At 41.3% G+C, this 24,056-nt stretch carries 20 protein-coding genes; 7 read left to right on the top strand and 13 right to left on the bottom strand.

Annotated elements, in window-relative coordinates; all coding sequences use genetic code 11:
• Positions 1-199 precede the first annotated feature (199 nt).
• The 7 genes from ACEQZT_RS12370 to ACEQZT_RS12340 form a co-directional block, all read right to left on the bottom strand.
• A complete protein-coding gene (locus ACEQZT_RS12370) occupies positions 200-904 on the bottom strand; it encodes a hypothetical protein (RefSeq protein WP_370089753.1) in 705 nt (234 codons plus the stop codon).
• A 249-nt stretch (positions 905-1,153) separates the two neighbouring features.
• Positions 1,154-1,678, bottom strand: a complete 525-nt coding sequence (locus ACEQZT_RS12365) for a hypothetical protein (RefSeq protein ID WP_370089752.1) — start codon at positions 1,676-1,678, stop codon at positions 1,154-1,156.
• Positions 1,679-2,002: 324 nt separating this feature from the next.
• Positions 2,003-3,541, bottom strand: a complete 1,539-nt coding sequence (locus tag ACEQZT_RS12360; protein WP_370089751.1) for an NFACT RNA binding domain-containing protein — start codon at positions 3,539-3,541, stop codon at positions 2,003-2,005.
• Positions 3,542-3,556: 15 nt separating this feature from the next.
• Positions 3,557-4,324 carry an MBL fold metallo-hydrolase gene (locus tag ACEQZT_RS12355; RefSeq protein ID WP_370089750.1) on the bottom strand — a complete coding sequence of 256 codons (768 nt, stop codon included), beginning with the start codon at positions 4,322-4,324 and terminating at the stop codon, positions 3,557-3,559.
• The gene (locus tag ACEQZT_RS12350; RefSeq protein ID WP_370089749.1) at positions 4,321-4,596 is read right to left on the bottom strand and encodes a hypothetical protein; all 276 of its coding nucleotides are present in this window, start codon (positions 4,594-4,596) and stop codon (positions 4,321-4,323) included. The genes ACEQZT_RS12355 and ACEQZT_RS12350 overlap by 4 nt, the downstream gene beginning before the upstream one ends.
• Positions 4,586-4,960, bottom strand: coding sequence for a response regulator (locus tag ACEQZT_RS12345; RefSeq protein ID WP_370089748.1), 375 nt, complete (start codon positions 4,958-4,960; stop codon positions 4,586-4,588). Before ACEQZT_RS12345 ends, ACEQZT_RS12350 begins: the two co-directional genes overlap by 11 nt.
• The gene (locus tag ACEQZT_RS12340) at positions 4,953-8,213 is read right to left on the bottom strand and encodes a PAS domain S-box protein (protein ID WP_370089747.1); all 3,261 of its coding nucleotides are present in this window, start codon (positions 8,211-8,213) and stop codon (positions 4,953-4,955) included. The genes ACEQZT_RS12345 and ACEQZT_RS12340 overlap by 8 nt, the downstream gene beginning before the upstream one ends.
• Before the next feature lie 36 nt (positions 8,214-8,249).
• Here ACEQZT_RS12340 and miaA point away from each other — a divergent pair, with 36 nt between their 5' ends.
• The 7 genes from miaA (at position 8,250) to ACEQZT_RS12305 (ending at position 16,715) form a co-directional block, all read left to right on the top strand.
• Positions 8,250-9,164 carry a tRNA (adenosine(37)-N6)-dimethylallyltransferase MiaA gene (gene miaA, locus ACEQZT_RS12335; protein WP_370089746.1) on the top strand — a complete coding sequence of 305 codons (915 nt, stop codon included), beginning with the start codon at positions 8,250-8,252 and terminating at the stop codon, positions 9,162-9,164.
• A gap of 34 nt (positions 9,165-9,198) precedes the next feature.
• A complete protein-coding gene (locus ACEQZT_RS12330; protein WP_370089745.1) occupies positions 9,199-10,485 on the top strand; it encodes a hypothetical protein in 1,287 nt (428 codons plus the stop codon).
• 25 nt (positions 10,486-10,510) lie between these two features.
• Positions 10,511-11,353, top strand: coding sequence for an N-acetylglucosamine kinase (locus ACEQZT_RS12325; protein WP_370089744.1), 843 nt, complete (start codon positions 10,511-10,513; stop codon positions 11,351-11,353).
• On the top strand, positions 11,346-12,152 hold the full coding sequence (murQ, locus tag ACEQZT_RS12320) for an N-acetylmuramic acid 6-phosphate etherase (protein ID WP_370089743.1): 807 nt from the start codon (positions 11,346-11,348) through the stop codon (positions 12,150-12,152). Before ACEQZT_RS12325 ends, murQ begins: the two co-directional genes overlap by 8 nt.
• A gap of 184 nt (positions 12,153-12,336) precedes the next feature.
• Entirely contained in the window at positions 12,337-14,871 is a 2,535-nt protein-coding gene (locus ACEQZT_RS12315; protein WP_370089742.1) for a TonB-dependent receptor, read from the top strand.
• A gap of 33 nt (positions 14,872-14,904) precedes the next feature.
• Positions 14,905-16,068, top strand: coding sequence for a hypothetical protein (locus ACEQZT_RS12310; RefSeq protein WP_370089741.1), 1,164 nt, complete (start codon positions 14,905-14,907; stop codon positions 16,066-16,068).
• Between the two features lie 77 nt (positions 16,069-16,145).
• On the top strand, positions 16,146-16,715 hold the full coding sequence (locus tag ACEQZT_RS12305; protein ID WP_370089740.1) for a hypothetical protein: 570 nt from the start codon (positions 16,146-16,148) through the stop codon (positions 16,713-16,715).
• On the opposite strand, the gene ACEQZT_RS12300 is transcribed toward ACEQZT_RS12305, so the two are convergent.
• From ACEQZT_RS12300 to era, 6 genes are all read right to left on the bottom strand, one after another.
• On the bottom strand, positions 16,708-17,520 hold the full coding sequence (locus ACEQZT_RS12300; protein ID WP_370089739.1) for a ParA family protein: 813 nt from the start codon (positions 17,518-17,520) through the stop codon (positions 16,708-16,710). The two genes, ACEQZT_RS12305 and ACEQZT_RS12300, sit on opposite strands and share 8 nt — an antisense overlap.
• An 85-nt stretch (positions 17,521-17,605) precedes the next feature.
• On the bottom strand, positions 17,606-18,223 hold the full coding sequence (locus tag ACEQZT_RS12295; RefSeq protein WP_370089738.1) for a SprT-like domain-containing protein: 618 nt from the start codon (positions 18,221-18,223) through the stop codon (positions 17,606-17,608).
• Positions 18,220-19,524: a ribosome biogenesis GTPase Der gene (gene der, locus ACEQZT_RS12290; protein ID WP_370089737.1), complete on the bottom strand. Its 1,305-nt coding sequence runs from the start codon at positions 19,522-19,524 to the stop codon at positions 18,220-18,222. The genes ACEQZT_RS12295 and der overlap by 4 nt, the downstream gene beginning before the upstream one ends.
• Positions 19,525-19,579: 55 nt before the next feature.
• Positions 19,580-21,316, bottom strand: a complete 1,737-nt coding sequence (locus ACEQZT_RS12285) for a DUF885 family protein (protein ID WP_370089736.1) — start codon at positions 21,314-21,316, stop codon at positions 19,580-19,582.
• A 12-nt stretch (positions 21,317-21,328) separates the two neighbouring features.
• On the bottom strand, positions 21,329-23,143 hold the full coding sequence (locus tag ACEQZT_RS12280; RefSeq protein WP_370089735.1) for a S41 family peptidase: 1,815 nt from the start codon (positions 23,141-23,143) through the stop codon (positions 21,329-21,331).
• A gap of 14 nt (positions 23,144-23,157) precedes the next feature.
• Complete coding sequence (era, locus tag ACEQZT_RS12275) at positions 23,158-24,042, bottom strand: GTPase Era (RefSeq protein ID WP_370089734.1); 885 nt, start codon at positions 24,040-24,042, stop codon at positions 23,158-23,160.
• Positions 24,043-24,056: the final 14 nt, after the last annotated feature.

Genomic DNA, 24,056 nt, shown 5'->3' with positions numbered 1-24,056 from the left:
AAAGAGCACTAAACTAGCGAAACTGACCAACCCCCGCAACAGTATCTACGAAGCACTGCGTTATGAAAGTCTTAGGCCAGAAAGACACAAAGGAGGGAGGGGAAATAAAAGTAGCAGAATGGACAATGTAGCGGTCGAATTGCACTGAGATATGTCGAAAGCACTTCGGTATATGCCTGCTAGTGCTTGTTATATGCCGTTACCTATAGTAATAGAACCAGCTACTCTCATAGTTGTTGTCAAAGTTTTCTTTGCTATCCAGGTATATGTTGAAAGTCTTTAGGTTGAAGTAGTTATACTCATCATATTCCTTCAGTAGTTGGAAGTATTGATTGCGCCAGACTTCTTTTTCTGTTCCTTTTTCATATTTCTTTAGTTGTTCGTCTGTATGTACAAAGAAAGTTACCCCTGAAAACGCTCTCGAAATTTCCCAAATGTCTGGATTAGCAATATCATTTTTTAATTGCTTGATTCGGGATTCAGGTAATTTTTCATTTACCTCAGATTTAGCAACTGGTTCAAAAGAGCTAAAAATAACCCACAAGTTTTTCCATATAGATTCGTGATTTTCACGTTTGAAGAAGTTAAGTAGTCCTGGTCGCTTAGAATCAAAGTACTCCTTCATAAGTCTCTCAAACTCACCGGCAATCTTTTTCTGTTTGCTTGAATCGTACCCGAATCGTTCTTTACCGTTGAATTTGAGTTTTTCTTTTTCAAATTCAAAGATGATGTTCAGCCTTGGTCTTTTATTGCCATTTATATAATCATGAACAATGTTCACAGTTTTCACATTAAATGTTGAATCAATCCAGTTAGCTAGTGGCTCATACAAAGGAGCCATTTTGGAATCGCCAAGGATAATTTGCTTGGTTTGTTTGTAGACTTTGTCTGATTTAAGAATCATTTTGGGATTCAAGAAATGGCATATAACGTCTAACTAGCAGGCTGTATGCCCACAAGTTGTAAAAAGCACTAAGCTAGCGAAACTGACCAATCCCCGCAACAGTATCTACGAAGCACTGCGTTCAGAAAAACTCAGGCCAGAAAGACGAAAAGGAGGGAGGGGAAACACAAGTAGCAGAATGGGCAGTGTAGCGGTCAAGTAGCACTGAAATAAGTAGAAAGCGCTCCGGCATATGCCTGCTAGTGCTTGTTACATGGCGTTTCTCCAGTTAATAAAGGTTCCCGTTGAATCAATGGGTTCTACCTTTAGAATAGGTTGTCCACTAGTGAATTTTCTGTCTGTCAGAATCATTCGGAAGTTAGCTGTTGATGGATCGTAAAATCGAGTTGAATCATAATAATCAAATGAACCATATAAAGCTCTTAGCTCTACCCACTCAATGAGTTTGTCGTTCTTGATAAATGCTAAGACGTTGTATCCTTCAGTTACTGTAATTTTCGTGTAAAAGAGTGGTTCTAGGTCAATGTTAGTGTTTCTTTCCAGATACTTTATTGGGGTGTATGGTGTTAAAACTAAAACTGTGTCCCAGTCAAAACTTGTTAAACTATCTAGACTGAAATTCAGAATTGAGTCGGTTCGGGCTTTTTTTGACAACTGCTCAAAAACTGCTTCAAGGTCAGCATTTCCCTTGGTGTTAGAGTAGTTCCGCTTCTCACTGTTCTGGCAGTTCGTTAGGAAGTTCGCCAGTAAGAGAATGATGAAGGTTCTGCGCATTGCTTATGCCATGTAACATTAATGTAACGAACATAAACCCGTGCAAAACGTTATTCTTAGCACAGTTATGACGTTTAGGTGGAAAGTTAACGGTTTTGATAATTATTTGGTCAGTAAAGAAGGATATATCGTTCGAGTGCAATACAAAACCTCACATTTGCATTTCAAGCACATGCGATTTATAAGTCATAATTCTAGAAACCAATTCCGGCTATGGCGTAATGGGAGGCAGGAAATTTGGAGCAAGCGACAGCTTAGAAATCAATTGATTCAGATTGAGCCTATTGAAATGGCTGATTCATGCAAGTTGAAGGGGTTACCTTTTTAGGCACTAACTTGTTTCGGCTCCACCATTACTACCTCTTCTTTCTCTACGATCACCTGTCCGGCAGGGGCGCCCTTCATTTTCCTCACAAACTTCTTCTGTGTATAAATAACCGGGCAGAGGGTGTCTGTTTTACGCTTGGAGTTAGCGGCTGCCAGCGCTGCTGCTTTTTCAATGATGTGCTTAGGGAAATTTTGTCCCGGTTTCTGGCGAACTACCACATGAGATCCTGCCACATCTTTGGCATGAAGCCAGAGGTCGTTTTTGTTAGCCACTTTTAAGGTGAGTTCATCATTTGCTTTTGCGTGCTTACCGAGGAGGATGTGCCAACCATCTACCTCAAATTCATGATAGGGAAGGTGCTCTTCCTTCACTTTCTCCTTCTGAGCCAGCCCGTGATCTTTCAGGTATTTTCTGAGTTCCTTGGTATCTGAAATCTCATCTATGTGCAGCACCTGTCTGCTCAGCTTGTCTATCAGCTTTTCTTTTGCCGCAATGTTTTCTTTGAGTGCATCAATTTCCTGATGCCGGTTTTTAGCCTTTCGGTACAGGTTCTCGGCGTTTTTCTGTGGGCTTAGCTCCCGGTTGAGCTTGATCTCAATGGGGGCATCATTGTAAAAATCATGGAGTACCGCCTTGGATAGGCCCGTCTGAAGACTGTTGAGGTTGGCCATCAAAATGTTGGCAATCTCTTCCGGACTTCTGGCATTTTCTATTTGCTGGAGTTTGCTCTTTGTCTTGGAGATGTAGCTTTCAGACTTTTTAATTTTTTGCTTCAGCTTATTGATCGCCTGTGATTTCTCTTTTTCAAAATAAAATCCCTTGACGGTCTTTTCGTAAAGCCAGTTTGTGGCAGTTATTGCTTCATCTGTTTTTTCTAAGCTTTCTTTTATGAGACTGATCGCAGGGCCTTCATGAAGGTAAATCGGATTAGTATCAAGCTGCTCAAGCAGGCTCTTGAAGTGATTCCACTTTTCCTGCTCCCGGATTTCGTAAAACCCTGTGGCTTCCAAATGGATTTTGACTTCTTTGCCCAGAGCCGGAATTAGTTGGATGGGATCATGCCCATGTTTTGAAAAGTTTTCCTGGCTGATGCCAATCTTTTTATTCAGTTCTGCAGGTATGATTTCAAAATCCGGACTCAGATTTTTTCGAAACAGGTTTATAATTTCATTTTTCCTCGCATAAAGCACATTGGCTCTACGTGCGTGCATCTTGAAGATCAAAGCGTCTTCTCCAAATTCAATTTGGAAGGAACGCTCGTATTCAAAAACAGAAGCACCTGTCACCACTTTATCCAGCAATTCAGAAAAAAGGTCTACGCTGTTTTTTCCAGCTCGGGCAAATTCTTCAGGAAAGGAGAGAAGGGACACATTGGGATCAAGGTTTGCCCGGATGTAAAACACCCTTTCACCATCTCCAAAACCCAAAATAAGTTCATCCTTGTTTTGTGAGAAGCATTCGAGCAGGATCAGTCCTTTTAACTCATGTTCGAGCTCGGGTGCCAATCGTTTAAGGAAGAAATAGTTGTGGAACATTGTAATTGACCATTATCAATTGTCAATTGACAATTGCAGACCATCCCAGGCAATTTCCACATTATCGGGCAATTCTTCTGAAACTTCTTTGTGGGTACCCATATAATGCCCTATGTGCGTTAAGTAGCCCTTCTCTGGTTTCAGTTCAGCCATCAGTTCCAAAGCTTCCTCTAAATTGAAATGACTGATGTGAGTCTTTTTCTGAAGCGCATTCAGGACAATCACCTTTGATCCTTTGATCTTCTCTTTTTCCTCATCAGCAATGTTGTTAGCGTCAGTGATGTAGGTGAAATCACCAAATCGGAAGCCGAAAACAGGCAGCTTGTAGTGCATCACCTCAATCGGCTGAACTTCAACCTGGCTGACCTTAAAAGGTTTATTCTCAATGGCGTGCGTCTCCACTTTCGGTACACCCGGATACTTGCTGTCGGTGAAGATGTATTCAAACTCCTGCTTCAAACGTCCCAATACAAACTCAGTAGCGTAGATGGGCATATCTTTTTTTTGAAGAAAGTTGAAGCTTCTGATATCGTCGAGCCCAGCTACATGATCTTTATGAGCGTGGGTAAAAAGCACAGCGTCTAGCTTCTTGACTCGTTCTCTTAGCATTTGCTGCCGAAAATCGGGTCCGGTATCTACGACCATGTGGATGCCTTCTACCTCTACCAAAATAGATGATCGAAGGCGATTATCTCGATAATCCACGGAAGTGCAAACCTCACACTTGCAGCCGATTACGGGAATACCTTGTGAAGTACCGGTTCCAAGAAAAGTAACCTTCACAATTGAAGCTGATTATTGGTGATTTCTGAGTAAAGTTTTTTGTTGTTTTCGCTAAGCCGGGTGGTGTCTACTTTGATCGATCGGATGATTTCAATTAGGCTATTTACCTTCCCTTCAAGCGCGAAAAATTTATTTACTACGGCCACTTTACTTTCATTCAAAATACAGTATCCCGACTGAAAGTTTCCCTTTTCATAGCGAAGGATATAGTCGGTCTCCGACATAATGTCCTCTAGCTTGTTAAGAAAGTGATTGGTATACTTAATTGTCATCCGTGTACTTTTTCACCATTTCCACCACAGAGTCATAGTTTAGTGGCTTGGGGATGAAGGCATTGATCCCTGCTTCCTCAAAATCTTCCATCGTGTAGTTATTAGCATTGCCAGTGATGGCCACAATTGGGATACTCTGATTTTCTCCGTCCATGCTTCTGATCTTTCTGGCACATTCCATCCCGTCCATGATCGGCATGTGAATGTCTAAAAGGACCAGACTGTAGTCTTCTTTTTCCAGAAGGTCCAGCACCTGCTGACCATTTTTTACGGAAGAAATTTCATAGTTGAGCTGTGAGAGAATCTTCTTGGTGAGATTTTGTATGACACTGCTATCTTCGGCTACAATTATTTTTTTACTCATTGGTGACTAATAGGTTTTGGCTACTTTCTTTAAACTCGCTAAACAGCTTTTTTAATAACTGTACTTCTTTGCCCAGCCCCTCAAATTTATTTTCTTTTAATCGTTTTTCAATATCAGCCGCTTGTTTAGATAATTTTTCCACTCCCAACGTGCCAGCATTGCCTTTCAGGGTGTGTAATTCACCTCTCATTTTCTCATATTCTTTCTCATCAAGATATCGCTGTGTGTTGCTCACAAGCACCTCGGCTTCTTCTTCAAAATCATGTAAGGTTGCCTCAATCAACTCTTGACCGCCATACTTAGCCAGCTGGTTGAGTGTGTTTTGGTTGATAGCCAAGTCTTCGGTTTTCTCTACAATAGACTCGATTGAAACTTCAATTGGTTTGAAATCAACCCATTTCTTGATCTTTTCAACAAGCATGTCCGCCTTAATCGGTTTTGCGAGATAGTCATCGAGACCTTCTTTAAGGAACCGCTCACGATCTTCCTCCATGGAGTAGGCAGTCATGGCAATAATGGGCGTATTTGCTCCGTATTTTAGCTTTCTCACCTCATGAGTGGCCTTGATGCCGTCCATTTTTGGCATCTGTATGTCCATAAAGATCAAGTCAAAATCTTCCTTCTCCACTTTTTCAATAGCATGAAATCCATCAAAGGCTTCCTCTACTTTGCAGCCTGATTTTATCATGATGCTGCTGGCCACTTTTCGGTTCACATCGTTATCGTCTACCAGCAGGATTTTAGGCTCCTGTCCGGTAAACTCTTTGGTGAATGGCTTGTCCGGCTGGCTGGCACTGACCGACTCTGCCGAAACTTCTTCTGCCATAAAAGTGAACCAGAATGTGCTGCCCAGTCCTGGAGTGGAGACCACCCCGATTTCTCCCTTCATGGATTTTACCAGCTCACGCGAGATAGCAAGCCCAAGTCCTGTGCCACCAAAATTTTTAGAACTGCTATTATCCAGCTGATGGAAGCTTTGGAACAGACTTTTTTGATCTTCTTCAGATATGCCAATCCCTGAGTCTTTTATGGCGACCTTAAATACAAACTGCTTGCCACGCTTTTTCAGCAGTCTTATGCTCATATTTATGTTGCCCTTACTCTCACTAAACTTAATGGCATTGGATGTGAGGTTGGAGAGTACCTGAATCAAGCGGGTTTCATCCCCCAATATCCACTCAGGAATCTGATCATCTATATGATAGAAGAGGTTGTTGTCTTTCGAGGAAGCCTGCTGAGAAAACAGGTCGTAGACTTTTTCAATTGTTTTCACCAGGTGAACGGGCTGCTGACGCAAGTCCATTTTCCCGGCTTCAATTTTGGAGAGGTCAAGGATGTCGTTGAGGATATTTAGTAAAGTCTGAGACGATTTATTGATGGTCTTCACATACTCTGATTGTTCCTCGTCCAGTGTAGTGCTTGCGAGCAAATCGATCATCCCAATGATGCCATTCATAGGAGTTCTTATTTCATGGCTCATATTGGCGAGAAACCGTTCTTTGATTTTCAGCGATCGTTCGGCCATCTCCTTGGCTCTTTTCAGCTCCTCGTTTGTTTCCTTTAGTTTGGAGACATCTCTGGCCACACCTTCTATTTCTACATTTCCATCATCTTTATTAATCAATCGGATGTTGAAGAAAAACTGCAACTTTTTCCCATCGGAGGTCTTGAGGGTGCCCTCTACGTTTCTAAGTCTGTTTTCTTTTTTTATCCGATTACCAATATCTCTCACCTGAGAGGCTTTATCGGCATAATTCATCACAGATGTTTGGATCACATCACCGGGTGAATATCCTAAAACCTCCTGAACGGAAGGGCTGATCATGGTCACAATTCCATCCAAGTTGCATCTGAAGTAGATATCCTGAAAGGATTCGAAGATGGTACGGAACTTCTCTTCACTGGCTATTAAAGCGCTTTCTGATTCCTTTTTCTCAGTGATGTCATTGGCAATGACAGACAGCTCCTCTATGCGTCCATTGGGTAGGAAAATGGGGTTGACAAATACTTCACGCCAGACCATTTTACCATCCTTATCCAGATTGTTGGTTTGAAAGTTGACAAACTTACCTGTAAAAGCTTCCTCGTATTTTTTTACCCAGAAGGATTTAACATCATCATTAAGGTGCTCGTTGGCCACCTCGTAAATGCTGGTTCCAATTTTCGGGTTGAATCCATAGTATTTTTTGAAGGCTACCTCATAATTCTGGTTGAAGGACGTAAATCGAAATTTCTTATCCACTGACCAGATTTCGTGCGTACTACTGTCAAAGATCGCCCCCAGCGTGGCAGCCTGATTTTCAATTTTCTCTTCTTTGTGCTGTCGCTCCATCGCCAGGCTGATCTGCCCTCCGATGTAATCCAGAAGTTCAAGGTCTTTATTGTTGAAGGCACTCTGATCTTTGTAGCTGCAGATCGACATGACGCCCATCTCTGTAGCAGTCCGGATAATCACACCGAGCCAAATTTTCGGGATTGGATCTTGAAACTCAATCTTTGTTTGCTGGCTTATCTTCTCAATGCCATCTCGGTAAATAATGAGTGACCTATCCCGCTGAACAGTATATTCCATGAGAGTATGATCTACATCATGGGAGAGGTCGATTTCATCTGACTTTTCATTGATGGAGAATATCCTTTTGTATTTTTTTCGCTCTTTGAGAGCTATACAAAAATTCTGCACTTTCAACATCTGGTTTAGCTGGTGGTAGATGTTTTTATACAGCTGCTCCAGATCATTTTCGGTGATGGTAATGTTGGCGATTTGGTAGTAGAGGCTCTGTGCGCTTTCTGCCCTGATCCGCTCTGTAATATCATAGAAGACACAGCGATACTCTACGGGCTCATCATTTTCGAAAACAGATGTAAGCTTTCCTGTTACGTAAATGTTCTTTCCTGTTTTGGAAATCAATACGGTTTCAAATCGCTCAAATCTGCTACCAGCAGTGATTTTTAAAATATTTTGAAGCGTGCCTTTTCTATAATCCTGATGAACGACCTCCAGAAACTTCAGGTCGGTAATCTCTTCTTCAGAATATCCAAGCTTATTTTTTACAGCCTCGTTGGCAAACCTGATCTCGCCAGTCTTTTTAAAAATGGTGATAAGGTCGTTCGAATTATCGAAGAGATCCTTGAGGTTTTGATTGGTTTTCTCCACCAGCGTGTAGTAGTCTCGCTGAGTGTTATCCAATTTCGCCTCCAGGTTGGCAATTTTCTTTTTGAGCTGATCAATATCGTTTTCGGCCTCTGCCATATCGAATAAAATTAGGCATTTTAGCCATTACAAAAGATGGCAAAGTCTGGCAAACCGATATTAATTTCTATAGTAGGACCTACTGCGGTGGGGAAGACTGCCCTCTCCATTCAAATTGCAAGGTGGCTGGGATCAGAGATTGTCTCTGCGGATTCCAGACAGTTTTACAGAGAAATGGAGATTGGTACAGCCAAGCCAGATGCCGAGGAATTAAAAGCAGTACCGCATCATTTCATAAACTCTCACTCTATAAATGAAATGTACAGTGCCGGAGAATTCGGGAGAGATGCAATAGAAAGGATCGGGGAGTTGCATAGACAAAACAGGACTGTGGTTGCTGTGGGTGGCTCTGGTCTTTACCTAAAGGCACTTTGGGATGGGTTTGACGAAATGCCCAGTGTTGACAAACAGATTCGTGAAAATCTGAATCTTGAATTTGAAAAAAATGGTCTTGAGTCGCTGTTGGAGGAATTGAAAGCCTCTGATATTGAATATTTCAATGAGGTAGATAGACAAAATGGTCAGCGAGTTATCCGAGCACTTGAGGTGATACGATCTACGGGTAAGCCTTTTTCATCCTTTAGAAAAAGCCAGCCAAGTGAATTACCCTATGATCAGATAAAGATCGGGTTGAATATGGATCGGGAAGATTTGTTTGATCGCATCAACCGAAGGATGGATTTGATGATTGAGGCTGGATTGTTTGAAGAAGCCAAGAAGCTTTATCCTCATAAGGATCACAATGCGCTACAGACGGTGGGGTATTCAGAGATTTTTGGATACATGGATGGTAATTATGATAAGGAGGAGGCGATTAGACTATTAAAAAGAAATAGCAGAAGGTATGCAAAAAGGCAGCTGACCTGGTTCAGGAAGTACGATGATATTCATTGGTTTTCTCCGAACCAGCTGGAAAAAATAAAGCAGCTTATTGAAGCTGAGCTTCATTGACTAATCTTATTTTCGTTGATTTGCTCCTGATCCTATGAAGCCATCCAAGAAAATCCTAATTATTACTTACTACTGGCCACCAAGTGGGGGAGTTGGTGTGCAGCGATGGTTGAATTTCACCTTGCAATTGCAGAAAAGAGGCTGGGATTCGATCGTTTTGACTCCTAAAAATCCACAGTTTGAAATCAGGGATGAAAAACTCTTAGAAAAAGTAATAGATGTAAAAACAGTAAAAATTCCGATCTGGGAGCCGTTCAACTTGTTTCACAAGCTTACTGGTAATAAGGATAGAAAAAATGTGCAGCAAGGACTCGTGTTGGAAAAGTCTAGGAGATCATTGAAAGACAAATTCATGATTTGGATGAGGGGGAATATGCTCATCCCCGATCCCAGGGTTTTCTGGGTTAAGTCGGCCAGCAAAAAAGCTATTGAGCTGATTAAAGAAGAAGGAATTGAAACCATCATCACAACAGGTCCACCTCATAGCATTCACTTGATCGGAAGAAAAGTAAAACGAGACACTGGAGTCAAGTGGTTAGCAGATTTTCGTGATCCATGGAGTAAGTGGGATGTGTTGGAGAAGCTGGATACGTCTGATTTTGTAAGAGGAATACATCGTCGGATGGAGCGGAGTGTTGTGAAAGAAGCTGACATGGTGACTACTGTAACCGATGCATTTGCCGAAACGCTAAATGGCGAGGTTAGCATTATTCACAATGGCGTGTCACTTGATTATGTTTCAAATGAGCAGGTTACTGGCTCAGAATTCACTCTGGGGTATTTTGGGCTTTTGAATGAAATGCGAAATCCCAGTCAGCTATGGCAGCTGTTGGATCAAATGTGCAGGGAAGATGATGCTTTTGAGAAAAGGCTGAGAGTCAGGATTGGGGGGATTATTGCTCAGCCAATTATGGATGAGATTCAAGGATTGGAAAGGCTGAAACATCGAGTGGAATTTCTTGGCTACTTGCCTCATGAGACGGTGATACAGGAGTACCAAAAGTGTAATCTGTTGCTGCTACTTCAAAACAAGTCCAATAATTCACCTTGGATTTTGCCTCTTAAAGTCTTTGAGTATTTGGCAGCCAATAGAATGATTTTATGTCTTGGGGATCGAAAAGGGGAGCTAGGAAAGTTAATGAGCAATAAGGATGTGGGGGATGTGTTTGCTCATGCTGAAATCGATTTAATCAGGTCATTTATTATAGATGTGTTCGAAAATGATAGATATCCAAATCAAAACGACAGGCAATCATTATTGAATCAATACAATCATGATAACTTGGTAGAAAAGCTGGAAAAACTACTGCTTCACTTATGATCTCTTTAGCTGAACATTTAGACCAATGAGTAATCAATCCTTTATCGTAGGAGATGCAGGGGGGACATCCACCCAGTGGAGAGTTGTTGAGAATGGAAAGATTCATCAGTTTGAAACGATCGGATTCAATGCATACACCCATAACATTGACGATCTCAAGTTTAGTATCAAGCAAACTCTTGGAGAAAAAATAACAAAAGATACCCCTACCTATTTCTATGCTGCGGGCGTGGATACAAAACAACAAGCTCAGAAAGTTACAACTGATCTTTCTGAGATTTTTGGCGATAATATGTATGTCGATAATGATTTGGTGGGTGTGGCCAGATCATTGTGTGGAAGAGAAGCTGGAAATGTCTGCATCATAGGCACAGGCTCCAATGCATGTTACTATGATGGTATCAATGTCAACAAAGTGAGTGCCTCTCTTGGGTATGTTCTTGGTGATGAGGGCAGTGGAGCTTTTTTAGGTAAGAAGCTGATGATGGGCGTCTTCCGTGAACAATTCAGCAAGGATATAATTGATGCTTTTCAAAATGAATTTGGCCTCACTTCTCATGAGGTAATTCAGCGCATTTATCATCAGCCCCGGCCCAATCATTTTCTTGCATCGTTTTCGCACTTTATTCATCAGCACAGAAATCACCCTGAGATTTACAAAATGATTGAAGGTGCCTTTGTCTCATTTTTTGAAGCCTTCTTTTTTAAGAATCCCCATAAAGATGAGCCATATTATTTCTCGGGTTCTATTGCATACTATTTTTCTGATATTCTGCGTCAGGTTGGAAATGACCAGGGATTTTTAATCAAAAACATCGTCCAGTCCCCGATATCGGGCTTAGTTTTATATCATCAGCAGTATGATTAAGAAATCACTTACCGAATCCGATTCGCATTACGATCATTTGGAAAAAATGACTGTCAGTGAACTTTTGACCAACATCAATAAGGAGGATTTGACCGTTCCCGTTGCAGTTGGGAAATGCATTCCTCAGATTGAGCGATTAGTTGATCAGATCGTTCTGAGAATGAAAGATGGAGGTCGGCTCTTTTATATTGGCGCTGGCACGAGTGGCCGGTTAGGGATCGTGGATGCGTCTGAGTGTCCACCTACTTTTGGTGTTCCTCATGGATTGGTTGTGGGCATTATTTCCGGAGGAGATGGCGCCATCAGGAAAGCGGTGGAATTTGCAGAGGATGACAGAGAGCAGGGGTGGCTCGATCTTAAAGCTTATGATGTTTCTGAAAAAGACACTGTGATTGGAATTGCAGCGTCAGGAAGGACGCCATATGTAATTGGTGCAATAGAAAAATCAAGAAAGGCAGGGCTTTTGACTGGTTGCATAACCTGCAATGAGCAAAGTGAATTATCCGAAGTTTCGGAATACCCGATAGAAGTTCTTGTGGGGCCTGAATTCGTAACCGGAAGTACCCGAATGAAAGCTGGAACCGCGCAAAAGTTAGTCCTCAATATGATTTCTACAGCTGTAATGATTCAACTCGGACATGTATCCGGAAACAAGATGGTGGATATGCAGCTGAGCAATGATAAGCTTGTGAAAAGGGGAGTAGAAATGATAATGGAAAAGCTTGGTATTGCTGAAAGCGAAGCAGCCGAATTGCTGCAAAAGCACGGTTCGGTAAGAGCTGCACTGGATTCTATGTAGGTCTGTACCCACTCTCCTTAAGTACTCTTTTTTTATTATCTTTCAATGTGGTTTTTCTACACTTTTGCAAAATTTTGTTTGTTACCTTTTTGTTAAAGCGGATTTGGAAAATTTAAACCTCAAAAAACATCTTCTTACTCAGAAGATTCTACTTTTGTAGTACAGAAAAAATAAACCATTTAAGATGAAAAAAACTCTACTGACTTTAATGTTAGCCCTGAGTATGGCTGTAACCTTCGCACAGTCTGCAGTATCAGGAAAGGTAATCGACGCGGAGACTGGTGAGCCCCTAATTGGAGCTACAATAATTGAAAAAGGAACAACCAATGGTGTGATTACTGACATCAATGGTTCTTTCAATTTAAGTGTAGAGACAGGTAGCACACTTGTGATTTCATATTTGGGATACATTTCCGAAGAAATAAGTGCAAACTCAGATTTATCTCAAATAAGTCTGCAGACGGATGCGGTTGGATTGTCTGAGGTACAGGTGATTGCTTCCATTGCGGTTGATAGAAAAACTCCAATTGCAGTTTCTACGATCAAGCAAGCTCAGATTGAGGCAAAAATCGGTGGTCAGGAATTTCCTGAAATTTTAAAATCAACTCCGGGGGTTTTTGCAACGAAAGCTGGTGGTGGTTTTGGTGATGGCCGAATTAATGTTCGAGGATTTAATGATGAGAATGTTGCTGTACTTATCAACGGTATTCCAGTTAATGACATGGAAAACGGGAATGTATACTGGTCAAACTGGGCTGGTCTTACTGATGCAGCAACCAGCATTCAGGTTCAAAGAGGTCTTGGAGCATCTAAAGTTGCTGTGCCTTCAGTAGGAGGTACCATTAACATTCTTTCGAAAGCTTCCGACAGAAAAGCAGGTGGGTCTGTGAAAATGACTACCGGAAACAATGAATATTCTAAGGTTGGATTTTCTCTTTCATCCGGACTAAATGAAGATGGATGGGCATTCACTCTCTCAGGAGCGAAAATGCAAGGAAACACCTTTATGGAAGGTGGCCAGTTTTTTGGGTATTCCTATTTTGCGAATATCGCTAAGCAAATCAATGATGCGCATGAGCTTAACTTCACCATCGTAGGAGCAAAGCAGACTCACGGACAGAGATTCCATGACAGTTCTTTAGCAACAATAGAGAATAATCCTAATGGTCGTAGATACAACCCGGACTGGGGGTATCAAAACGGACAAGTTGTAAATCTTGCTTACAATTTTTATCACAAGCCGCAGATGTCCTTGAATCATTACTGGACGATTTCAGATAAAATGGAACTTTCAACTGCAGTATATGCTTCTTTCGGACAAGGAGGAGGACGAAGAACTCAAGGGACAATCAACGATTTCAACAACCTAGTGAGAACAGGCGGTCAGTATGGCCCGGTTGATGTTGATTATTATGTCGAGCAAAATGAATCAAATCAGAGTGGTGAATCCTCTGCATGGTTAGCAGCCTCGATGAATTCGCACAACTGGTATGGAGTTCTTTCTACGTTAGATTATCAATTGACTGATAATATCCGATTCCTAGGTGGTCTTGATTTCAGATCGTATAAAGGAATTCACTACTATGAAGTGACAGATTTGTTAGGTGGAGACTACATCATTGATGACAGCAATAACAATAGAATTAATCCTAACGCAACATTGGTTGTAGGAGATCGATACAATAGGGATTATGAAGGTAATGTTTTATGGTCTGGACTTTTCGGTCAGTTAGAATATTCCAAAGATGAGCTTTCAGCCTTCATTTCACTTTCGGGATCGAATACAAGATATAGTAAAGTTGATTTCTATAGCTATGCAGCCAACGATCCAGACAGAGAGTCTGACAAATTGGATTTCCTTGGATATCAGGTGAAGGGTGGTGCTAATTACAACCTAACGGATAATCACAATGTTTACGCAAATGTTGGATACTTCACAAAAGCACCAACATGGGATAATGTTTTTGCAATAGGGGACAATTCTACCGAGGTAAACGAAGGTGCAGAGCATGAAAAAATATTCAGTACAGAAGTTGGATATGGTTTTAGAAAATATGGTCTTTCCCTTAATGTTAATATCTACAGAACACAATGGAATGACAGAGCGCTTCAGCAAAGAGAGACAGCTCCTAGCGGAGATGTATTTTATGCAAACGTATTAGGAGTGAATGCACTACACCAAGGAGTAGAGTTTGACGGTCGGTATGACGTGAACAACAAACTTAGCCTTACCGGAATGCTTTCATTAGGAGACTGGACATGGAATAACAACGTAGAGAATGTAATTATTAGAGATGTTGATGGAACACAACTTGGTGACCCGATCAATGTTTACATCCAGGGATTGAAGGTTGGTAATGCTGCTCAGACTACAGGTGCATTTGGATTCAACTACAAGTTACTGCAAGGACTATCAGTTGGAATGGATTACAACTATTATGCTGATTTGTTTGCCAGCTACGATCCAACTAGCAGAACTTCACAAGAAGAAAATGTGCAAGCCTGGGAGATTCCAGCATATAGCTTGATGGACTTAAATATTGCTTACGACTTTGACGTTGCAGACTTCAAAGGATCGCTTTATGCCAATATCAACAACATGTTTGATACTTTCTATGTAGCTGATGCAAGAGATGGCAGCAATCACGATGCACAAACTTCAAGTATGTATGCAGGCTTTGGTAGAACATGGACACTTGGAGCAGTTATTAGATTTTAACCAATCAAGTCTGACAAATTAATTAAGAGAAAAATGAAAAAGATAAATATAATTTTAGCAGCACTTCTTTTGGTTAGCTTCTGGGGATGCGAGCCGTTAGAAGACGAAATCAAACTGGTTGAAGAGCAAACTGTAATCACAAAAGATTTGGTTTATACTTTGACAGATGATGATTACGATGTAGCAGATGATGCATGTGACTGTTCGGGTTTTGGTAGTTTTAGTTCAGAGGCAGGAGTGAAAGTAGGAATTCCAGCTGTACTAGATAACAACTTTCCTGCACTTGGAAAGGGTTCGTCTGCTGTTGTGACTTACAATTTCTATAATGGAAGTTCACCAGATCTGAATGGAACAGAGTTTACTTACACAGTTACAGCTCAGGAATATACTGATCTTGGTTACAATTTTGGCAGTTTTGACGATTTGTCTGGTGATATCCCAACTTATGCAAGCTTTAAGGAGCCGAATGCAGAAGATGGAGATTTTATGGATATCACACATGAATATTATGACGGTAGCAGTACCTCAACAGTGACCTCCAGAGGTGTTTATACTGTTGCTTATGGTTGGCAATATGCATTTATTCTTCCAGATGCAGCATATGGGGATTTCTTCGGTGAAAGCGGAATTGACTTCAGTACGAGTGATGAAGGCAAGGAGAAAATGCCTGTATATTTAAATGAGTTTAATTCATTATTTGTGGATGAAGGAACAACTATGGTGGTTCAATTTAACTTTGACGATAGATTTACCGAGGGTGGATCAGGTAATCCAAATGTGCCAGATGTAGGTCTTTATATTTTTAGCGGTGGTGAGTGGTTGTTATACAATGATCATTTCCAAACTACTGCGGAAACATTAAGTTTCGCAAATGATGGCTCTGAATGGGTTGCAGACAACACCATTAAATTAACACTTGATGCATCAGCATATGCTTCCATTGGAGCTGCAACTGCTACTTCAAATCCAGATGGATCTGCAAGCGCAATTCAATACAGTAACTTCGATCTTGGGCTATGGACATCAGATGAAATTTTTGATGCTATTACCAGCTATCTAGAATCAACTGTTCCTTCTGTAGATGGACAAAAATACCTTGTTACTTATGCAACTTGGGAACCAGGTGCCGGAACAGGTCAGATTTATGTAATCTATAGCGATGCAGATGGAAAATATATTCCATTTGTAGCTGAATAAGAGTTTTCAGTGATTTATTTAAAAGGGAGCATTTGCTCCCTTTTTTTGTTTGTCTCAACACCGTCTACCTTTGCTCTGTGCACACAATAACCCCATATGAGCGCTGGAATCAATATTACAATTCCAGCTATGATGATCGGTCTCCATTCTCAGGAAAGGAATATAACTATGATTTGTACTCTGAGAATATCTATGGTTATTACATTGATCCTGCATGGGATTTTTTTGGTTCCGAGACCCTTTATATCAAAATCCTTTTTGCCGATTACGATTTGGGATTTGCAGCAATTGAGATGATAGGGGAGTGGAACGATGCACTCAACAATGATGTCATGCAACTCAAGCGAAACATCATTGAGCACATGTCCTCTTTCGGTATTAATAAGTTTGCTTTGATAGGCGAGAATGTGATGAACTTTCATGGTAGCGATGATTGCTACTATGAGGAGTGGTTCGAGGATGTAGAAGACGGTTGGATCGCAGGGATCAACTTTCGTGAGTTTGTGATCGAGGAGATGAAGAATTATAACATCGATAACTATATCAATATGTCCGGAAGTCTTCAGGTAGAAAAATGGAGGACCCTGCCACCACTACGCTTTTTCGATTTGATCAATGGGTTGATCACGCGAAGACTCGCTATTTAGCTTTAACCTCCTGGTTATCAATCTGACTTAAAACTTCGACAAGATCCAGCTGATTCATCCGGGCAATCACTTCTTCACTCAGCTTAAGAAAGTCTTCCGCCACGACACTTTGGTCCGTAAATGAATATAGTGACTCATGCTGTTCGTTAGCCTCACTAACCCTTATGGATTCTCGTATCCGCTGATCCAAAATGAGATTTCCCAACTCTTGCTCCGCCTCCCTTACAATTTTCTGATGAAACAATGTGTTTTTTCTGTATTGATTGAAGAATATCCCCAATACGTTTAATGGCTTCTCTTTTTCGATGCTGCTGAGGTAGCTGAGCAGTTTTTTAAACCCCGCGACTGAAAATGAGCCCGGCGTGGCGGGTATCAGAATGCTGTTGATGTTGGCGATAAACGACTTCACGGTAACACCAAAGTGAGTTGGACAATCGAGAAGTATGAAATCATACTTATGCTTTATCATAGAAAGGAGCTTGTAAAATATGATGTGCCCAAAGGAAATAAATTGGGTGTTTGCTTCTATTTCAGCCATACGATAGTCGCCAGGAATTAAGTGTAGATATGGATGAATTTCAACCGGACTAATCTGTGGCTGCTCGTTGTGCAATAATTTTTTTGTAATGGAAAATAAGGTAGTGCTTTGACTCTCATTAGTCAATGCCATAGTCAAATTGGACTGAGGATCACAATCGATCACAAGAACTTTGAACGAACGTGACCAACTATGTGCCAGGCTCAATGTAGTGCTTGTTTTTCCAACTCCGCCTTTGAAATTGTAAACTGCTATTGTATTGGACATTTCATATAGTTGAATTCCTGAACACCAGCAGCAGTGATTAGATTAGACTCTTAAAATAATAAAATTTAATCTCTAAATGATTATATCAATAGCTTTTTTCTGAATCAAGCAGAAAAACTTCTGCTAGTTCTGAGATTAAATATTTTTTATGCGTAACAACCTCCTGGCACACGGAGCGTGTGCGTTTCTTCTCCAGCTTTACGAAGGTTTTTTTATTGAAGACAAATGATCTTCCAACTTGGATTTCTTTGAGAAGCAGCTTCCCGTTTTCAGCGTCAAATTGTTTGAGGATCTGATATAAAACCGGATCGGAACAACTTGAGGCTTTTGGGTTTTTGAAATACTTTTTGAGTGCCGCCAGTACACTTTGATGGAAGATTTCCGGATGGAGCATAGGTTCGGAAACCTCTTTGAAACACTGCTTCCATTCTTTGCCATGAGGCTGAATCCTTCTCCCGTACTGCTTGAAGGCTAGTAGGTGAGCTACCTCGTGCAAGTAGGTGACCAGGAAGGCAAAGGGATTTAAATCATTGTTTACGGTGATCGTATGCCTATCCGTTTTAGGATTGTAGCGATAGTCACCTAGTTTGGTCTGTCTTGCTTTTTTGATTTTAAACTCAAAACCAAAACGCTCATAAAGCTTCACGCAATAGCTGACGGAAGCCTGAGGCACAAACCTTGAAAAGACTTCTTCTGAAGTCATTTCTTCCTAAAGACCATTTTGATAGGCACACCTCTGAAATCAAAGTGCTCACGCATACGATTGGTCAGGTACCTATGATACGACTCCTTAATGTATTGTGGGAAGTTGCAGAAGAACGCAAAAGTTGGCGTATGTGTGGGCAGCTGAGTGATATATTTTATCTTGATATAATGCCCTCTAACTGCCGGAGGAGGATAATTCTCGATTTCCTTGCCCATAATCTCATTTAGCTTGGAAGTAGAAATCTTGCGTGACCTGTTATCATATACAGTCAATGCCAGCTCCAGTGTCTGCATGATCCGCTGCTTGTTTAATACTGAGGTGAAAATGACTGGGATGTAACTCAGAGGGCCTAGCTTCTCTTCCAAAAACTTCCGGTAAGTATCTGCAGTTTTAGAGTCTTTTTCCTGAAGATCCCACTTGTTTACCATCAGTACAATCCCTTTTTTGTACTTGTGAGCCAGCCCGATAATATTCATATCCTGAGATTCCAACCCTGTCTCTGCATCGATCATTACCACACATACATCAGAATCCTGAAGCGCCTGTATCGCTCTTAGCACCGAGTAAAACTCTATGTTTTCTTTAACCTTAGATTTTTTCCTGATTCCGGCTGTATCCGTCAGGATAAAGTCTTTTCCAAAAAGATTGTATCTGGTGTTTATGGCATCTCGGGTGGTGCCAGCAATGTTTGTAACAATGCTACGCTCTTTGCCAATCAGCGCATTCACGAATGAAGACTTCCCAACATTAGGTCTGCCGAGTATAGCTATTCTCGGAACATCCTCTTTTTCAAGTTCCTCTTCATCAAATTGCTTCACCACCTCATCAAGTAGATCTCCGGTTCCCGCTCCGCTTGCTGCGGCAATTGGGAACAGATCTGCATCAATACCTAGATTGTAAAACTCGTTGGAGGCTAAGAGTTTTTCTTGATTGTCGGCCTTATTGGCTACCAGAAAGATAGGTTTATCAATTTCCCTTACCACATTGGCAAAATCCTGATCCAACCCATGAAGCCCTGTATCACAGTCAACCATAAATAGGATGGCAGTGGCCTCTTCCAGCGCCTGCTTCACCTGGGTTCTGATAGCTCCTTCAAAGATATCGTCAGAGCCTTCAACGTACCCACCTGTGTCAATGACAGTGAATTTCTTTCCATTCCACTCCCCATATCCATAATGACGATCTCTGGTCACCCCGGATTCATTGTCCATAATGGCTTGTTTCTTTTCGATCAGTCGATTGAAAAGTGTGGATTTGCCTACGTTAGGTCTACCTACAATTGCGAGAATATTAGCCATTATTGGATATGAAAATTGAAGTACTAAACCGCGAAGTTAACCTAAAAGCGAGGAGCTAATTTGATTTTTGAGAAGATATGTAATTCTTCACTTCATTTTCTAAAATAGGCAAAGGTACCGATCCATTTCTCAGGATCACATCGTGAAATTGTTGAATGTTAAATTTCTCTCCAAGTGCATCTGCCGCTTCTTCTCGTAGTTTTTTAATTGTGAGTTCGCCTATCTTATAGCTCACTGCCTGCCCAGGCCATCCAATGTATCGGTCAATCTCCGTATTCACCTCATGCAGTGAAAGGGCGGTATTGTTTGCCATATAATCCACTGCCTCCTGTCTCGTCCACCCTTTGTAATGCAGGCCTACATCTACTACCAGCCTGCAGGCTCGCCACATCTCATAGGTATACCGACCAAAGAGGTCGTAAGGAGTTTCGTACATACCCATCTCTTCACCCAGATACTCGGCGTACAACCCCCAACCTTCGCCAAAAGCACTGATATAATATCCTGATCTAAAATCGGGAAGTCCTTCCAGTTCAGATGCAAGGGTGATTTGAAGGTGATGACCAGGTACAGCTTCATGAAGAGTGAGTGCGGGCAATGTGTAAAGCGTACGGCTGGGTAGATTGTACGTATTCACCCAATAGATTCCAGCTTTATTCTGCTGTCTACTTCCACCTACATATCTTCCGCCTGTATATTTTGGTGCTATGTCGTCGGGCACAGGCTCCACGGTGAATGGGAGGGAATACAAGTTTGAAAATAGCTTGGGCAGTTGACCTTCCGCTTTCTTGCTGAGCCAAGCCGCTTGATTCAAAAGTTCTTGTTCGGTTTTGGGATAAAACCTAGGGTCTGTTCTTAGGAAATTTAAAAAAGCTGCAAAGTCTCCCTCAAATTCAACACCTGAAATGATTTGCTCCATCAATGTTCGAATTCTCGATACTTCTGCCAAGCCAGTGGCATATACAGAATCAGGACTTATATCTAAGGTGGTGAAATGTTTTACTCGGTTTTCATAGTATGCCTTACCATTCTTGATTTCACTTATTCCGACCTTCTCAGGGGCTGTGGGTAAATATTCCTCTTTGATAAAACGGTGGAGTTCTTTGTATGCAGGTAGGATTTGATTTGATATTACTTTTTTTCCCCGCTCTTTAATAGTTGCCTTTTCCGCTGATGAATGACTGGACGATAAGCTTTGAAGTGGTGTGTAAAGAGGATGGAGTGTTACATCATCTTGTATCCACGATTCCAGCAAGTCCAGCACATTTTTCACAATGATTTTTGGAGCCTGAATCTGTTGCTCGATCCCCTCTTGCATCAAGTTTTTATTGTAATTGAGGAAATCCGGAAATGACTCCAGCCACTTAAAATATGTATCAAAATCTTGTGCATTCTCAAATGGAAGATTTGGCAAAAAGAAAGAAGGTGAGTTGAAGAAGCCTCCCTCGGCATTAAATGGAATCAGGTAGATTTTGTAGTCTACCTGGCTTATCTCATCCTTTAATTGAAGGATTTTTATTGATCGATTGATATAATCTTGATTGGATAGTTTTTCTGCTGATAGGCTTTCCAGCCCATCCAGTAAAGGGCGCAGGAGGTTTACTTTTTCAATCTGCGACTCAATCCTTTGAAAAGGGAAACTTTCGGGATGCTCACCTCGCCAGATAGGATTATCGATGGAATATGACTTTTCAATTTCATCAATCCGATCAAAAATCGATTGGAGTTCTTCTGACTGTGCGAGTGCCTGAAGATTGATGATTAAGAGAAGTAGTATTATCGATCTTTTCATAGCCGGATGTTATTACTTCCCACCGTCATCATATTTTAATGAATCTGTTTTTAAAGTATCTGGCGGCATCATATTTAGTCTCAGAGAGTCCATTCTCAAAGAATCCAACCTCATTTGTTCGAGGCGTACCAATTCCTCGAGCCTTGCTTGCTCAAGCAGTCTGTCTACCTCCTCTTGAGCCACCTCTACAGCTTTAGCAAGCACCTCATCTCTACCTTCTCGGATTCCGTTTAACGTTGGTTTCACCTCGATATCCGGAACGATTCCGATCCGTTGGGTTTCGCCCCGATCAGGGTAATACACCCCGATTCCGGTTAAGGATGAGTAGTACCTGTCAAGAAGTCTTAGCTTGGTCACATTGCCATCTGCACCAGCAGTCTGACTGCCAATGATTGTCACATTTGGTGCTGTTTGAAAGCACATGCAAGTAAACTCAGCATGGCTTTGAGTTTTTTCATTTACGAGCAGAATTACCTTTCCCTTGTAATAATCATCATTATCACTACCGCAAGTACTTTCTCCTGACCACACAAATTTCCCGGGATAGCTGTAATCTGGTCTTGTGAAAATAGCAAAGGTGGTATCTGTTGGATTTAGGTATTTGGAGATTGCTCTGTAGACACCCCTTGGGTAGTTTCTGACGTCTAAGATGATGACAGACTTATCCATGAGATTGCCCATTATTTCATCTACATCTCCAACAACTACATGCTCTAAATCCACATAGCCAATGGAATCGCTAATATGCTTCCATTTCACCACCGGATCTTTTTTGGCGTTTAGATCAGAGGACTTATAGAGGGTGACTGTTTTTGGTTGAGTAGCTCCATCTCTTTCAATCGTTACTGGAACAGTTCCTGTTTTTCCCATGAAGAGGCTGTACGTAATGCTTCGATTTTTGACAGCATCGTTAGATCCCCAGATGTATTTTTTGTGTGATTCATGAAGTTTTGTAGCTGTTTGACCATCAACCGTCACCAAAATATCACCGACCCTCAAGTCATCTTGACTAGCTTTTGCCTCATCTATTATTTTGGTTACCACAATTTGATCTTCAATCACTTCCAACTGGACAGATGGAAAAGTGAAGTATGGCATTTCGTCAATCAAGGAAGTAATAAATCCTCCATGGCTGTCATCTACTTTCACTACCAATTCCAGCATAGCAAGGTGGAAATCAAGTCTAGTGTCTGCCTCCAAGAACTTCGGGATCATCTCCCTCAGAACATCGTCCCAATTCTGGTCTGTCTTGTATTTGTATGGATAAAAATATTCGATGTAGTTCCAGTATCTGAAGAGTGGAAGCAGTCTTTGATTCTCGTCTTTCCAGATAAATTCATAGTCTGGGTTTTCGTTTTTTGGCTCAAACTGACCCACCTTACCCTGACCAACATAGTGATTGTTCCCTTGAAATCTATTGTTTTCAATATTCTTTAAAGATTTCCTAAACTCATCGGAAAACTTGCTGTTTTGCGTCCATGACAGGTCAAAGTTTTTCAGGAAAGGTTCCTCATTAGATGGTTGATTGCACTTTGCACATGGTTTGATTTGTCCCATATAATAAATCCACCGTGTCATGTATTCGGAGTAGGATTCGTAGGTCTGAATATTGGCGGTGTTTTTCAACATTCCCTGCAATTTTTCATCCCAATCAAAGGAACCCTTTGCTACCAGAGGGTGATAATACTTTAGAAATCCCCAAATCTTGCAGTTATAATATAATCTGTCAATTTTAGATAGTTCCTGAGTGTCGGTTGTAGGATTTTCTTTTGAAAATGAAGAGAGTGCTATGCTTAATGAGAATGCAAATACGATAAGTTGACGCATGACTAGATAGGTTATTAATAACCAAACCTAGTCAATTTTCTGTCATCTTTTCGCCAGTCCTTCTCCACCTTTACAAAGGTTTGCAGATGGATCTTCTTCCCGAAGAATGCTTCCATATCTTTTCTGGCCTGCATACCCACTTTTTTGATTGATTCAGCCTTCTTTCCGATGATGATTCCTTTCTGGCTGTCGCGCTCCACGAAAATCTCGGCATCTATGTGGATGATCGCTTCTTCTTCTTTGAAGCTGGTGACCACCACTTCAGAGCTATAGGGAATTTCTTGCTGATAGTTCATGAAGATTTTTTCCCTAATAATTTCGGCACAGATGAATCGCTCGCTTTTGTCCGTCATTTCATCTTTAGGAAAATAGGCGGGGTGGTGCGGTAGGAGTTCAAGAATACGATCCATAAGTTCCTGTGTTCCCTGCTGTTCCAGAGCAGAAATGGTCATCATCTCCAGGTCTGGGTACAATTCTTTCCAATAAGTGGTTTTGTCGTGTGTTTGCGAGCCTTTGTTTTGATCAGTCTTATTAATCAAAAAAATCACAGGTGCATCCGCTCGCATAGCCATCTCGATTAGTTCGGGATAGTCATTTTTGTCTTCAAGTGCTACCATGAACAAAATGATGTCAGCGTCATCCAATGCTGTACGGACATAACCCATCATTTTTTCCTGGAGCTTATATGCAGGATCAATTGCACCAGGAGTATCCGAAAATACTATCTGGTAGTTTTCTTCATTTAAAATCCCAAACATTCTGTGCCGGGTAGTCTGAGCCTTGCTACTCGTTATAGCAATCTTCTCATTCATCAAAGCATTGAGTAGGGTAGATTTCCCCACATTTGGCCTGCCTATGATGTTTACAAACCCCGACTTAAACTCTTTCGTATCCTCCATGAAACAACAAAATT

It is taken from the genome of Ekhidna sp. (genome assembly GCF_964218185.1).
GTDB lineage: Bacteria > Bacteroidota > Bacteroidia > Cytophagales > Cyclobacteriaceae > Ekhidna.
The sequence above is the reverse complement of the archived record's forward strand: the minus strand, read 5'-3'. Positions and strand labels throughout refer to the sequence as shown.